12 protein-coding genes are annotated in these 14,102 nt (G+C 63.8%); 11 read left to right on the top strand and 1 reads right to left on the bottom strand.

Features of this window, described 5'->3' with window-relative positions; genetic code table 11:
* Positions 1–11 precede the first annotated feature (11 nt).
* From IEV64_RS14465 to IEV64_RS14415, 11 genes are all read left to right on the top strand, one after another.
* Positions 12–938, top strand: coding sequence for a carbohydrate ABC transporter permease (locus IEV64_RS14465; RefSeq protein WP_007274252.1), 927 nt, complete (start codon positions 12–14; stop codon positions 936–938).
* The gene (locus IEV64_RS14460) at positions 938–1,903 is read left to right on the top strand and encodes a carbohydrate ABC transporter permease (protein ID WP_004041047.1); all 966 of its coding nucleotides are present in this window, start codon (positions 938–940) and stop codon (positions 1,901–1,903) included. The genes IEV64_RS14465 and IEV64_RS14460 overlap by 1 nt, the downstream gene beginning before the upstream one ends.
* Before the next feature lie 95 nt (positions 1,904–1,998).
* A complete protein-coding gene (locus IEV64_RS14455) occupies positions 1,999–3,180 on the top strand; it encodes an ABC transporter ATP-binding protein (protein ID WP_007274253.1) in 1,182 nt (393 codons plus the stop codon).
* Positions 3,181–3,347: 167 nt separating this feature from the next.
* The gene (gene rhcE / locus IEV64_RS14450) at positions 3,348–4,382 is read left to right on the top strand and encodes a 2-keto-3-deoxy-L-rhamnonate dehydrogenase (RefSeq protein ID WP_007274254.1); all 1,035 of its coding nucleotides are present in this window, start codon (positions 3,348–3,350) and stop codon (positions 4,380–4,382) included.
* A gap of 87 nt (positions 4,383–4,469) precedes the next feature.
* Entirely contained in the window at positions 4,470–5,675 is a 1,206-nt protein-coding gene (rhcD, locus tag IEV64_RS14445; protein WP_188424208.1) for an L-rhamnonate dehydratase, read from the top strand.
* A gap of 2 nt (positions 5,676–5,677) precedes the next feature.
* A complete protein-coding gene (locus tag IEV64_RS14440) occupies positions 5,678–6,706 on the top strand; it encodes a TIGR03560 family F420-dependent LLM class oxidoreductase (protein WP_007274256.1) in 1,029 nt (342 codons plus the stop codon).
* 230 nt (positions 6,707–6,936) lie between these two features.
* A complete protein-coding gene (locus tag IEV64_RS14435; RefSeq protein ID WP_188424207.1) occupies positions 6,937–7,695 on the top strand; it encodes an IclR family transcriptional regulator in 759 nt (252 codons plus the stop codon).
* An 84-nt stretch (positions 7,696–7,779) separates the two neighbouring features.
* Positions 7,780–8,631: a 2,4-diketo-3-deoxy-L-rhamnonate hydrolase gene (rhcF, locus tag IEV64_RS14430; protein WP_188424206.1), complete on the top strand. Its 852-nt coding sequence runs from the start codon at positions 7,780–7,782 to the stop codon at positions 8,629–8,631.
* Between the two features lie 51 nt (positions 8,632–8,682).
* Complete coding sequence (rhcB, locus tag IEV64_RS14425; protein ID WP_188424205.1) at positions 8,683–9,480, top strand: L-rhamnose 1-dehydrogenase; 798 nt, start codon at positions 8,683–8,685, stop codon at positions 9,478–9,480.
* Positions 9,481–10,248: 768 nt separating this feature from the next.
* Complete coding sequence (rdfA, locus tag IEV64_RS14420) at positions 10,249–10,872, top strand: rod-determining factor RdfA (RefSeq protein ID WP_004968569.1); 624 nt, start codon at positions 10,249–10,251, stop codon at positions 10,870–10,872.
* Between the two features lie 79 nt (positions 10,873–10,951).
* The gene (locus tag IEV64_RS14415; RefSeq protein WP_188424204.1) at positions 10,952–12,901 is read left to right on the top strand and encodes an archaea-specific SMC-related protein; all 1,950 of its coding nucleotides are present in this window, start codon (positions 10,952–10,954) and stop codon (positions 12,899–12,901) included.
* A 131-nt stretch (positions 12,902–13,032) separates the two neighbouring features.
* Here IEV64_RS14415 and IEV64_RS14410 read toward each other — a convergent pair whose 3' ends face one another.
* On the bottom strand, positions 13,033–13,797 hold the full coding sequence (locus IEV64_RS14410) for an IclR family transcriptional regulator (protein WP_007274261.1): 765 nt from the start codon (positions 13,795–13,797) through the stop codon (positions 13,033–13,035).
* Positions 13,798–14,102: the final 305 nt, after the last annotated feature.

The raw sequence follows: 14,102 nt of genomic DNA, 5'->3' as shown, positions 1-14,102 counted from the left end.
GAGTTACGACCATGAGTTACTCGAAGCAGGCGAGGGGCTCGTTCGAGAGCGTCTCCGAGCGGATTCCGGAGGGCGTCAAGGTGTACCTCCCGGTCCTGCCGGTGACGGCGCTCGTCGGGCTGTTCATCCTCTACCCCATCGCGCAGGCGATCTATTCGAGCTTCTTCAACAAGGACCTGCTCGCGCCCAGCGAGGCCGAGTTTATCGGACTGGCGAACTACGCCGAAATCTGGTCGAATCCGACTATCCATCAGGTGCTGTGGAACACGCTCATCTGGGTCGTCGTCGGCAGTTCCGCCGCTATCGTCCTCGGCTTCCTGATGGGTTGGCTCCTCCACGAGAAACTGCCGTACACGAGCGTCGCGAGCGCAATCGTGCTCATCCCGTGGGTCCTCCCGCGGGTCGTCGGCGCGTCCATCTGGCAGTTCATGTTCGGCGGGTCGCAGGGCATCATCAACGAACTGCTCGTCCAGCTCGGCGTCATCGACGAGTACATCGTCATGCTCGGCTCGACGGAGCTCTCGCTGTGGCCGCCCATCATCGGGATGATTTGGCGGCTCGCACCGCTTTTCGCGCTGTTGACGCTCACGTCCCTGCAGGGCATCGACGAGCATCTCTACGAGGCCGCGCGCATGGACGGCGCGACGCCGTGGGAGCAGTTCCGGTTCATCACCATCCCGATGATGCGGTACAACCTCGCCATCGGGTTCCTCCTGATGCTCATCTACAACATCAGGAACTTCTCGATGATTTGGGTGATGACGAAGGGCGGCCCCGGCGTCTCCAGTAGCACGCTCCCGGTCATGATCTACCGGACGGCGTTCGTCGACTTCGACGTGGGGCTGGCGTCGGCGCTGTCGCTCATCCTGTTCGTCGTCCTGCTCGTGTTCTCGTACTACTACATTCAGGTGTACGACCAAGTGCGGGGTGACGTCTGATGGCGGCGAAAGACCCCGACACGGCCGCCGAGTTCCGGCGGAACGAGTCGTGGCTGTTCGACACCACGGCGGGCGCGTACGTCCGCAAGACGGCGGTTTCGCTCCTGACGCTCGTCGTCTTCGCGTTCGTCCTCTTCCCGCTGTACTGGATGGTCGTGACGGCGTTCAAGACCACCGCGGAGATTCAGCAGATTCCGCCGACGGTGTTCCCGAACGATTTCTCGTTGGAGGGCTTCCGGCTCGTCGTCGAGTCGTCGATTCAGGCGGGCGGCTACACCTCGCTTTTCGCTAACCTGTTCGGCTGGCAGGCGTCGTCGGCCATCGACATCGACATCCTGTCGCTCGTGCTGAACAGCCTGAAAGTCGCGATCGGCGCGGGCGCAATCGCGCTCGTCTTCGGGACGGCCGCGTCGTACGTGCTCTCGCGCCGCGACTTCGCCGGGAAGAACGCGCTCATGAGCATCTTCCTCGCGTCGCTGATGTTCCCCGGGACCGCCATCATGGTCCCCGAGTGGGAACTCGTCTCGGCGCTCGGCCTGTTCAACACGCACCTCGTGTTGATCTTCATCTACGGCGCGATGACCGCGCCGTTCGTCGTCTGGCTGATGAAGGGCTTCTTCGACGACTTCCCGGACTCGATTATCGAGGCCTCCCGCATCGACCAGTGTAGCTCGATAGAGACGTTCTGGTACGTCATCGTCCCGATGGCGCGGAACTCGCTCATCGCATCGTTCATCTTCGCGTTCCTCCTCGCGTGGAACGAGTTGGTGTTCGCGCTGACGCTCCTCGACAACTCGCGGTACACGGTTCCGCCGGGACTCCTGACGTTCGTACAGGGGTTCAACACCCAGTGGAACGTCGTCGCCGCGGCCTCGATTATCATCTCGCTTCCCGTCCTGCTCGGACTGGCCTACATCCAGCGCTACTTCGTGCAGGGGCTCACCGGCGGCGCGATTAAGGGATAACACCCTTCGCCCGCCGTCTCTCGGTGCCGCACGTCGCGGTCAATTTTCGTCGTCAGTCGCTAGGTTTAAGGGGTGTTCTACGGTAATGTTTTACAATGACACACCTAACAGTAGACGGTGTCACGAAGATTTTCGGCGACCCCGACAAGGACGGTGTCGTCGCAGTCGACGACCTCGACATCGACGTCGAAGACGGGGAGTTTCTAGTTTTGCTCGGCCCGAGCGGGTGCGGGAAGACGACGACGCTCCGGATGATCGGCGGACTGGAGACGCCGACCTCCGGTGAAATTCGCTTCGACGACGTCGTCGTCAACGACATCAAAGCCCGAAACCGCGACGTGGCGATGGTGTTCCAGGACTTCGCGCTCTACCCGCATATGACCGTCCGGGAGAACCTCGGGTTCGGCCTCAAGCGGGAGGACAACGGCATGTCGACGGCGGACGTCAACGAGCGGGTCGAGGAGGTGGCGACGATGCTCGAAATCGAACAGCTCCTGAACAACAAGCCCGCACAGCTCTCGGGCGGACAGAAACAGCGCGTCGCGCTCGGCCGGGCTATCATCCGCGAGCCGCGGCTGTTCCTCTTCGACGAGCCGCTTGCGAACCTCGACGCGAAGCTCCGCAAGACGATGCGGACCGAAATCGACGAACTGCAGTCCGAGGTCGGCATCACCTCCGCGTACGTCACCCACAACCAGGAGGAGGCGATGACAATCGCCGACAAAATCGCCGTCCTCAACGACGGCGCGCTCCAGCAGTTGGGTCGCCCGGAGGAGGTGTTCAACGAACCGGCGAACCTCTTCGTCGCGCAGTTCGTCGGCAGTCCGGACATGAACATCTACGACGGCGTCGTCGAAGAGGCCGCCGACGGCGTTCGCGTCGAACTCGACGGCGTGAGCTTCGAACTGCCGAGCGACGCCCTCGACGCGGAGGTCCCGCCCGGCGGCGTCAACGTCGGCTTCCGGCCGCAGGACTTCTACCAGACGGGCAAGCGGCGCGCCGACGGACTGACCTTCGACGTCGATATCCGCGTCATCGAGCCGGTCGGAACGAAAGCCATCGTTCACGGCGACGGCCCCATGGGCGACGTCACCGCCGAAATCGGCGAGTTCCACGGGCTATCGGCCGGCGACACGCTGTCGCTTTCTATCGCGCCCGAACACGTCTACCTGTTCGACGCCGAGACGGAGGCACTGCGCAAGGGCCGGCGTATCGAGAACCGGGCGTCCGTCCAATCGCAGTCCCAGTCGTCGGAGTCGGACGGCGTCGAAATATAACTCGGCGCGACTGCCCCCATCGAACGTCAGCGGGCGTGGTGTCTCGCGGCACCCAGAGCCGCGGCTTCAGCCGCGCTACCGCCGAAATTCCCCGCCCGCACCCAAACATATTAATCGGTGTGTTCACATGGTGTAACCGAGACGAACTCACACGGTTATTCGCAACTATGAAAGCCATCATTCAGACCGGGCCGCGCTCGGTAGAGACACAGGAGCGGGAGGTTCCCACTCCCGACGCAGACGAACTGCTCATCAAGGTCCACTCCGCGGGACTCTGCGGCAGTGACGCTCACGCCTATAAATACGACGGCGGCTACGAGTGGATTCCCATCCCGCGCGTCATGGGCCACGAGTACTCGGGGACGGTCGCGGAGGTCGGCGAGAACGTCGAGACGTTCGACGTCGGCGACAAGGTCATCGAGGAACCGATTCACGACTGCGGTCACTGTTTCCAGTGCAAGAACGGCCAGCCGAACGTCTGCCAGAACTTCTCCATCACTGGCATGCACCGCGACGGCGCATACACCGAGTACGTCACCGTCGCTCCCGAACACGTCCACGCGGTTCCCGAGGACGTGCCGCTCCGGCACGCCGCCATCACCGAACCGACGAGCATCGCCACGCGAGCGGTCCTCGACCAGTCGGTGACGACGCCGGGCGACAACGTCCTCGTCGAGGGGCCGGGCCCAATCGGCGTCCTCGTCGCCGCCGTCGCCGACTCGCTCGGCGCGAACGTCGTCGTCTCCGGGCTCGGGCAGGACGCGTCGTATCGCCTCCCACTGCTCGAAGACCTCGGCATCGACACGGTGAACCTCGAAGAAGAAGGCGGTCTCGACGAGCGGGTGGAGTCGCAGACCGACGGCATCGGCTTCGACGTGGTCTTCGACGCGACGGGCCACCGAAGCGGCGTCGTCTCCGGGAACGACGTGGTCCGCAAGGGCGGCCAAATCGTCGTCGTCGGCATCCCGAACTCGCCGAGCGAACTCAGCCTCACCTCGACCGTTCGCGGTGAAATCGACATCAACACCTCCTACGGCTCGACGTGGACCAACTTCGAGCAGGCGCTTCGACTCATGGAGCGCGGCGAAATCGCGGTCGACAAGATTCTCGACACCTCCTACAGCGTCGACGAACCGGCCGAGGCGTTCGAGGCGTTCCTCAACTCCGAGACCTGCAAGCCAGTCTTCCAGTTCGACGACTGAACGACCCCGCTATCCGGCCGCGAACCGCTCGACGACAGAAACTATTTTACCCGTGCCGATTGGATGTGAGATCGTACCAAACAAATCATGGAGATTACAGACATCTCAGCGACGAAAATCAGCAACGAATCGTGGGGCGAGTTCATCGAGTTCCCGCTCGTCACCATCATGTCGAAGTACGACGAGTACCGCAACGTCGACGGTGAGAACCCGCAGGCCCGCCGCAAGTGGATGGGTCCCGTGGGTGACGTGGTGGTCGAAGTCGAGACGGACGCGGGCATCACCGGCGTCGGCGTCGGCAACTGGGGTTCCGGGGCCATCGCGACCGTCGTCGAGGAGACGCTCTCGAAAATCGTCGTCGGCGAAGACCCGGTACAGCGCGAGCTTCTCTGGGAACAGATGTACCGCGCGACGCTCCCGTTCGGCCGGAAGGGCGTCGCCATCATGGCCATCAGCGCGGTCGACCAGGCGCTGTGGGACATCGCGGGGAAGGAAGCCGGCAAGCCGGTGTACGAACTGCTCGGCGGCCCCACCAAAGACGAGATTCCCGCCTACGCGTCGAACCTCCACCCCGTCGACATGGAGAAACTCGAACGCGAGGCCATCCAGTACGTCGAGGAGGGCTTCGACGCGATGAAGCTCCGTTTCCTTCACGGCCCCGAGGACGGCCGCGCGGGCATGAAGAAGAACGAGGAAATCGTCGCGACCGTCCGCGACGCCGTCGGCGACGAAATCGAAATCGCGGGCGACGCCTACATGGGCTGGTCGGTCAAGTACGCAAAGGAGATGACCCAGCGCCTCGGCAAGTACGACATGGCGTGGGTCGAGGAGCCGGTCATCGCCGACGATATCTCCGGCTACGCCGAGGTCCGCGAGGCCGCGCCGATGCCGATCTCGGGCGGCGAACACGAGTTCACCCGCTGGGGCCACGAGGACCTCCTCGAGGAGGGCGCGGTCGACATCCTCCAGCCCGACGTGGGTCGCGTCGGCGGTATCACGGAGCTCCAGAAGGTCGCAGACATGGCCGAGGTCCACGACGTGCCCGTCATCCCGCACGCCGGCACGAACCCGACGCTCCACGCCATCGCCGGGCACACGAACATGCCGATGGCGGAGTACTTCCCGACCCCAGAGTGGTTCGAGGAGCGCCAGGAGGAACGCGAGTCCACCTACGCCGACGCCATCTTCCAGAACCCGCCGTCGCCCGAAAACGGGTCGATTCCGCTCCCCGACGAGTCCGGCGTCAGTACCCAACTGAACCGCGAGGCGCTCGAACACTTCGCCATCGAGTAACGATGTCTGACATCAGCTTCGAGTACAACGTCCCCGTCTTCGCCGGCGCGCCCGACGAGGGGACCGAGCCGACGCACCGCGACACCCCGGCGTACGAGTCGCTCGACTGGGAGGCGACCAAGATGGGCGTCCAGAAGGCGGAAGAACTCGGTTTCGACGCGGTGTGGGCACCCGACCACCTGCTGTTGGGTCGCGACCACGCCGAGTACGAGTGCTGGACGCTGCTGTCGGCCATCGCCGGCTTCACCGAGGACATCAACCTCGGCTCGCTCGTCCTCTGTAACGACTACCGCAACCCGGCGCTCGTCGCCAAGATGGCGGCCACGCTCGACGTGATCTCCGACGGCCGACTCGAACTCGGCCTCGGCGCGGGCTGGCACGAACCGGAGTACGACGCCTACGGCTGGGAGTACCGCGACGGCTTCGAGCGCCTGATGCGGCTCGACGAGTCCATCCGCCTCATGAAGCGCATGTGGGCCGCCGGGACCGACGGCGCGAGCTTCGACGGGAAGCACTACCAGATAGAGGACGCTTACTGCGTCCCCGGGCCCGTACAGGACCCCCACCCGCCCATCCTCGTCGGCGGGCAGGGCGAGGAGGTCACGCTCAAACTCGTCGCCAAGCACGCCGACGTGTGGAACACCGACGTGTTCAACGGCGACGTGGAGACGCTCGAACACAAAATCGGCGTCATCGAAGACCACTGCGAGACCGTCGGCCGCGACCCCGACGAAATCGAGTACTCGTGGGACGGCCACGTCATCTGCACGCGCGACGAGGAGAAGTTCGACCGCCTGCTCGACCTGATGACGCCCATCCAGTTCGAAGAGGAGTATCAGGACCAAGCGCCCATCGTGACCGAGGAAGACGCCCGGGAGTACTTCATCATGGGGACGCCCGAGGAGTGCGCGGAGGCCATCGAGCGCCGAATCGACGCGGGCGTGACGAAGTTCCAAGGCTGGTTCATCGACTTCCCCGATACCGACGGGATGGAACTGTTCGCGGACGAAGTCATCCCGCAGTTCAACTGAGGCGTCCCGCGAGTCGAGCGCGCCGCGCTCGGTTCGCGCTCGCACTCGCGCTCTCGTTTTCGTTTCCGTCTTGGTTTCGCCGTTTCTGTCATTCGTCTATTCGAGCCCTCGTGGGGACCGAACCGTCCAGATTCTCCCACACGTGGTGGGTTCCGACTCGACGCACGACCCACGGAACATTTCCGGCGATAGCGGAAAGACATTTGAGGGATGAGGATTCATAACCAACTATGGCGAAGGACGTTCCGGTCAACGCGGTCAAAATCTCGCTCGAACTCGTCGACCTCCTGCGGGAACTCGACGGGGCGGGCGTCTCGGAGGTAGCCAAGCGGCTGGACAAGCCGACCAGCACGATTCACGACCACCTGCGGACGCTGGAGCAACAGGAGTACCTCGTTAAGGAGGGCGACACCTACTACGTCAGCACGCGGTTCCTCCAGTTGGGCGCTCACGCGCGGTCGCGACAGAAGGTGTTCAACATCGCTCGCCCCGAGATAAACGAACTCGCGCAGGTGACCGGGGAGCACGCGAACCTGATGATAGAGGAACACGGCGTCGGCGTCTTTCTGTACCGTTCGCGGGGCCCCGACGCCGTCCGCCTGGACACCCACGCCGGGATGCGCGTCCCGTTGCAGACGACGGCGCTCGGGAAGTCCATCATGGCGAACCGGCCGCGGGAGGAAGTCGAGCGAATCCTCGACCGCCACGGTTTGGAGTCGGTAACCGACCGCTCTATCACGGACCGCGAGGAGCTGTTCGACGTGTTGGAGCAGGTCCGCGAGCGCGGCTACTCGTACGACGACGAAGAGCGCGTCAAGGGCATGCGCTGTGTGGCCGCGCCGATACTCAACGAGGACGACTACGCCATCGCCGCCGTGAGCGTCTCGGGACCGAAAAGCCGGATGCGCGAGGAGCGCTTCACCGAGGAACTGCCGAACCAGATTCTCAAGAGCGCGAACGTCATCGAGGTGAACCTGACGTACTCGTAGTCGACGGGCCGCGGACTCATCCCCGTCGTCGCAATCCTGCGTAGAGCGCAACAGTTACGTATCACGCTGTGGCAGAGTGTAACGATGCAACTCGTTCGATACACCGCGGGCGGTGCCCCCGAGTGGGGCGTCCGCCGCGACGACGACGTCGTCCCGCTTTCCGGCCTCCGCGAGGACGTCACCGTCCAGAACCTCAACAGCCTCGGCTTCCTCACCGTGGTCGAGGACGCCGCGGACGCCGCCGAGGACCAGTCGGTCCCCGTCGAGGACGTGAAGCTCCTCGCGCCCGTCCCGCGCCCCGGCAAAATCGTCTGCGTCGGGCTCAACTATCACGACCACGCCGAAGAGCAGGACGAGGAAGTCCCCGAGCGCCCGCTCCTGTTCGGCAAGGCCGGCACGTCCGTCACGAACCCCGGCGACCCCATCGTCCACCCGGCGGCCATCGACGAGGTCGACTACGAGGTCGAACTCGGCGTCGTCATCGGGCAGACGGCAAAGAACGTGGACGCCGAGGACGCCTTCGACTACGTCGCGGGCTACACCGCCATCAACGACGTGAGCGGCCGCGACGCGCAGTTCGACGACGGGCAGTTCTTCCGCGGCAAGAGCTACGACACGTTCGCCCCGATGGGGCCGACGTTCGTCCCCGAGGACGACCTCGACCCGCACGACCTCGACGTCGCCTGCCGCGTCAACGGCGAGACGAAACAGGAGTCCAACACCGCCGAGTTCATCTTCGGCGTCGACGAGGTCGTCGAGTACATCAGCGGCATCACGACGCTCCGACCGGGCGACGTCATCTCCACCGGCACGCCCGGCGGCGTCGGCATCTTCCGCGACCCGCCGGAACTGCTCGAACCGGGTGACAGCGTCGACGTGGAGATCGAGAGTATCGGCACGCTCACCAACCCCGTCGTCGCCGAGCGCGACGAGTAACCGGCCGCAGTACAACGCAATTATTTATAGGATATCGCGGTACTACCGACTATGAGCACGCACACAGATACCCGACTGAGAGACAGGCATATCGTCGTCACCGGCGGCGCGCGCGGCATCGGCCGCGGCATCGCGGTCCGGTGCGCCCGCGCCGGTGCCGACGTATCGATTTTCGACACGAAACCCGAAGTGGCCGCCGAGACGGCCGAACTCGTCCGCGAGGAGGGCGGCGAAGCCGAGGTGTACGAGGTCGACGTGACCGACGCCGCGGGCATTGAAACCGCCGTCGACGCCGCAATCGAGGCGCTCGGACCTATCCACGGCCTCGTGAACAACGCGGGCGTCCAGCAGGCAATCCCGCTCCTCGAAACGACCGAAGACGACTGGGACCTCCACTTCGAGGTGAACGCCAAGGGGACGTTCCTCGTCTCCAAGGCCGTCGCCGCCCGGATGGTCGACGGCGAAATCGAGGGGAGCATCGTCAACATCTCGTCGGTCGGCGCGGAGCGACCGTTCGCCGGACAGGGCGCGTACGGCGCGTCCAAGGCGGCCGTCCTCGCCTTCACGACCGTGCTGGCGAAGGAACTGAGCGACCACGGCATCACCGTCAACGCGCTCAAACCGGGCACCGTCGAGACGCCGATGGTCGAGGAATGGCTCGACGAACACGCCGAGCAGTCCGGCAAGTCCCCGGACGAAATCCTCGCGGAGACGCTCGACGCGCACATCCTCGACCGAATCGGCCAACCCGAGGAAGTCGGTCACGTTGCGGTCCTGCTCCTCTCCGAGGAGGGCGACTGGATAACCGGCGAGTCAATCGCCGTCGACGGCGGCTACCTCAAACACTAGCGTTCGCCGCGACGTCTTCGAGAGCCGTCCGAAGCGCCCCGAACCGGTGCTTTCAATCGCTCATCTCTGGACCGCGCTCTCGGCCACAGCCACTCACTCGCTGTCCGGAATTGCCGGATATCGATTGTGTAGGACTCCGGTAGCCGGACGGACTGAAAGCGCCGTGTAAGCGTCGCGGCGCGCGCGACTGCCGCGGTGATGCGATGTCGGAGCGGCTCGGAGACGCCTACATCACCTCGCACCAGCGCACTTGGTGGTCTGTCGTCGACTCCGCGACACGCACGAGTCGTTTCAGAGACTCAGTGGCGGGCTCGCGGCGTTGAACCCCAACTCTCGCCTATTCGGCAATAATGGTCACAGTCGAAACATCGATATTGGTGTGCCGCACAGTAGCACATGGTCGGAGCAATCTGACCCATGCGCAATCAGCATCCCGTGCGACCAGCACGATAGCCATCAGTACGTCAGTCAAACTGTACGCGCGGTAGCCTCCACGAGTACGCCTGCCAACGAGTACTCATGAACACGTGGCGCGCTACCGATTGAGCACAACGTCCCATTGATGCTCTATTTTTTCGACTGCTTCGCGGTGAGTTGTGACTGTCTGCTCGCTTCGGAGTCGCCCGTCAGCGCCCGCTCGGTTCTCGTTCGAGGCCTCTCCGTGTCCACCTCACCATCCGGCATCGTCGGATGACTCCCGGGCGCTCGGGCCGTCGACCCGGGCTCCGAACCTGAAGATATTTCACGCCACCGTGTGAAAAGCGGGTAATGGGTACCGACCAAAGCACGAACCGTCGCCTAAGCAAGGTCGAACGGGTTATCGAAACGTACGATTTAGACGGCTTCGGCGAGCGACTCGCCGAGCGGTGGACGGCTCCCGAGGACAGCGACAGCCTCCGGGACCTCGCGGACCTGATGAACGAGAAGGTGCTCGACGCCGCGCTCCGGGAGGCGGGCGAAGACGTCCTCGAAGGCGAGGTCGAGAACCTGTACACGCTTCTCACCGGCGACGAGACCACGGAGGGGATGCGCGTGCAGGCGAAGAACACGCTCCAGTCCCGCGGCGTCGACGTCGACCAACTGCTCTCGGATTTCGTCTCTCATCAGGCGGTCTACACCTATCTGACGGAGATTCGCGGCGTCTCGAAGGACTCCTCGTCCGGAAACAGAATCGACAACGTCATCGAGTCCATCCAGCGACTCCGCGGCCGACTGGTCGCGGTCATCGAACAGAGCCTGAGCTCGCTCCGCAACACGAGCAAACTCCGGCTCGGCGACTTCGACGTCCTCGTGGACACGCAGGTGTACTGCCGCGACTGCGGGACGCAGTACGAGGTCATCGAACTGCTCCAGCGCGGCGGGTGCGACTGCGACGAGAGCGCATCGAACTAGACGATTACATACTTAGTTCTGTCACATTCTCTCTAATTCAACGGGTGATTTTATATTGGTGTACCTATTGGGTCAAGGTATGAGCTCAGAACAAGTGTCAAAATCGAAAGTCCACCTTTCGGTCGAGAATATCGGTGGCATCGACAACCTGTCAACGTCGTTCGAGCCGGGCGTGACGGTGTTGGCGGGTCGGAACGCCACGAACCGAACGTCGCTCTTGCGGTCCATCATGGCCGCCCACGGAAGCGACGACGTCGCGCTCAAGGGCGACGCCGACGAGGGGTCGGTGGAACTCACCATCGGCGACGAGACGTACACCCGGACGTTCGAGCGGCAGGGTGACGCCGTCATCTCCGGCGGAGAGCCCGTCCTCGACGACCCGGACCTCGCGGACCTCTTTTCGTTCCTGCTCGAGACGAACGACGCCCGACAGGCGGTCGCCCGCGGCGACGACCTCCGCGACCTCATCATGCGTCCGGTCGACGTCGAGTCCATCAACGAGCAGATCGAGTCGCTCCAGCAGGAGAAACGCGACATCGCCGACGAGCTCTCGACGCTCAGCAACCTCTCCGACCGCCTGCCGCAACTCGAACGCCGGCGGACGAAGCTCGAAGGCCAAATCGAGGAGAAAGAAGACGAACTCGCCGAGAAAGAACAGGAGGTCGAGGAGTACGACGCCAGCGTCAGCGAGCGTCAGGAAGTCGAGAGCGAACTCGAATCGAAGCTCGGCGACCTCCGGAGCAAGCGCCGCGACATCAACGACGTCGACCGCCGCATCGAGACGGAGAAACAGAGCCTCGACGCGCTCGAATCCGAGGAAGACGAACTAGCGGACGACGCCGAGGACCTCCCGGAGGTCGCCGGCGGCAAAATCGACGAAATCGAGTCCGAAATCAGCCGGCTCCGGACGCGCCGGCAGGAGATTCAGTCGACCGTCAACGAGCTTCAGTCCGTGATTCAGTTCAACGAGGAGATGCTCTCGGGAACCTCCTCGGACGTCGTGGACGCGCTCCGCGACGCCGACGACGCCGGCGGGAGCGTCACCGACCAGCTCCTCGGCGACGACCAGGTCGTCTGCTGGACGTGCGGCTCCGAGGTCGACAAATCGGAAATCGAGGGGACGCTCGAACGTCTCCGGACGCTCCGCGAGGAGAAACTCGAAGCTAATCGCAATCACCGCGAACAGCTCTCCGAACTCGAAGACGAGAAGTCCACCCACGAGCGCCGCCAGCGCGAGCGCGACCGCATCGAGCGCCGCCTCTCCGAAATCGAAAGCGAGCGCGAGACCCGCCAAGAGCGCATCGAGGAGCTCAAATCCGAGCGCTCGGACCTCGAAGCCGAAATCGACTCGCTCGAACAGACCGTCGACGAACTCGAAAGCGAGGAACACGGCGACCTGCTCGACCTCCACCGCGAGGCGAACCAGCTCGAATACGACCTCGGACGCCTCCGCAGTGACCTCGAAGACGTCGAAGACGAAATCGACGACATCGAGCGCAAACTCGACGAACGCGACGAACTCGAAGCGGCCCGCGAGGACATCGAAGACGAACTCGAAGAGCTTCGGACGCGCATCAAGCGCCTCGAATCCGAGGCCGTCGAGGAGTTCAACACGCACATGGACGACGTGCTCGACGTGCTCGAATACGACAACCTCGACCGCATCTGGATCGAGCGCACGGAAAAGCGGGTTCGGGAGGGCCGAAGGAAGGTCACGAAGTCCGTCTTCGACCTCCACGTCATCCGGACCAACGAAGACGGCGTGAGCTACGAGGACTCCGTCGCCCACCTCTCGGAGTCCGAGCGCGAGGTGACCGGCCTCGTGTTCGCGCTCGCGGGCTACCTCATCCACGACGTCTACGAGACGGTGCCGTTCATGGTCCTCGACTCCCTCGAAGCCATCGACTCGAACCGCATCTCGCGGCTCGTGGACTACTTCGCCGACTACGCCGACTACCTCGTCGTCGCCCTCCTCGAAGAGGACGCGCAGGCCGTCGACAGCGCGTACCCGCGCTACTCGCCGGCGTAACGTCGCAGACGCCGGTTGCATTCTTCGTTTTTCCCACCCGCGACGAGTCGCGTCGCGAACGCGACGTCTCGTTTCGAGTTACACTATTAGCGGTGTCACGAGGCGGGACCGGCGGCGACGTGGCGGCGCGCTCAGGAGAGCGCGATGCTCAGTTCGAGTTCCTCGGCGATGCCGAGGAGGACCTCGGTGAGACGGTCGAACTGCTCGCCTTTCATCCGATTGGACGGGCCGGCGACGCTCAGCGCGCCGAACACGTCGCCGTCCGGTCCCATGACGGGAGCCCCGACCGCGCGGACCCCGCTAATCTGCTCTTCGACGTTGAGCGCGTAGCCGCGCTCTCTGATTTCGGCGAGTTCGTCGAACAGCGCCTCCTCGTCGTGAATCGTCTGTTCCGTCTCCTTGGGGAGGCCGACCCGGTCGATGATTTCGCGGACCCGCGCTGTCGGCATGTGGGCGAGAATGGCCTTCCCGCTCGCCGTCGAGTGGAGGTAGACGCGCTTCCCCACGGTCGACTGCGTCCAGACGCCGTGTTTTCCGGGTGCGGTGTGGACGTACACGCCCCGTCCGTGCTCCTCGACGGTGAAAATCGAGCGCCGTTCCGACTCCTCGGAGAGGACGTTGGTGTAGTGTTCGGCCTTCCCGAATCTGCGTTTCCGCGTCCGGACGAAGTTTCCGAGACCGAGGAAGCGAAGCCCGAGATGATACGTATCGCCCTCTTTAACCACGTATTCCTGCGCTTCGAGGGTCGTCACGTGGGTGTGTGCGGTGCTCGGCGCGATGTCGAGTTCGCGGGCGATTTCGGTCACGCCCGCCCCGTCGCGTTCCCTGAGTAATTCGACGATTCTGAGGGTCGTGACCGTCGTTTTGAGCGAGCGGTCGTTCGCGGTTTCGGTCATTACCTGCGGGTCGTCACCATCGCACATAGTCGTTTCGCCTCTCCCGAATACCAGTTGTTAGATAGCGAATGCGGGCCACGCTGACGCCGAAACGAGTCGTTTGTGAACGATACGCATGCTTTGCGGCCGGATCGGTTTTCGAATCCCCGCCCCAGAGACGGCGAAATCGGCGACCGAAATCGGCAGAAAGCGGTTCGAGAACACCCGAATCGCCGGGATTAGGTCGCGCTCTCGATTTCGGCATCTCCCGCCCCTTCCATTCGTTCCTCGTGAATCGCAATCCGTATACCGTATTTAGAGCCCGA

The organism is Haloferax sulfurifontis (genome assembly GCF_014635105.1).
Lineage (GTDB): Archaea > Halobacteriota > Halobacteria > Halobacteriales > Haloferacaceae > Haloferax > Haloferax denitrificans.
This window is presented reverse-complemented; position numbering and strand designations above follow the sequence as displayed.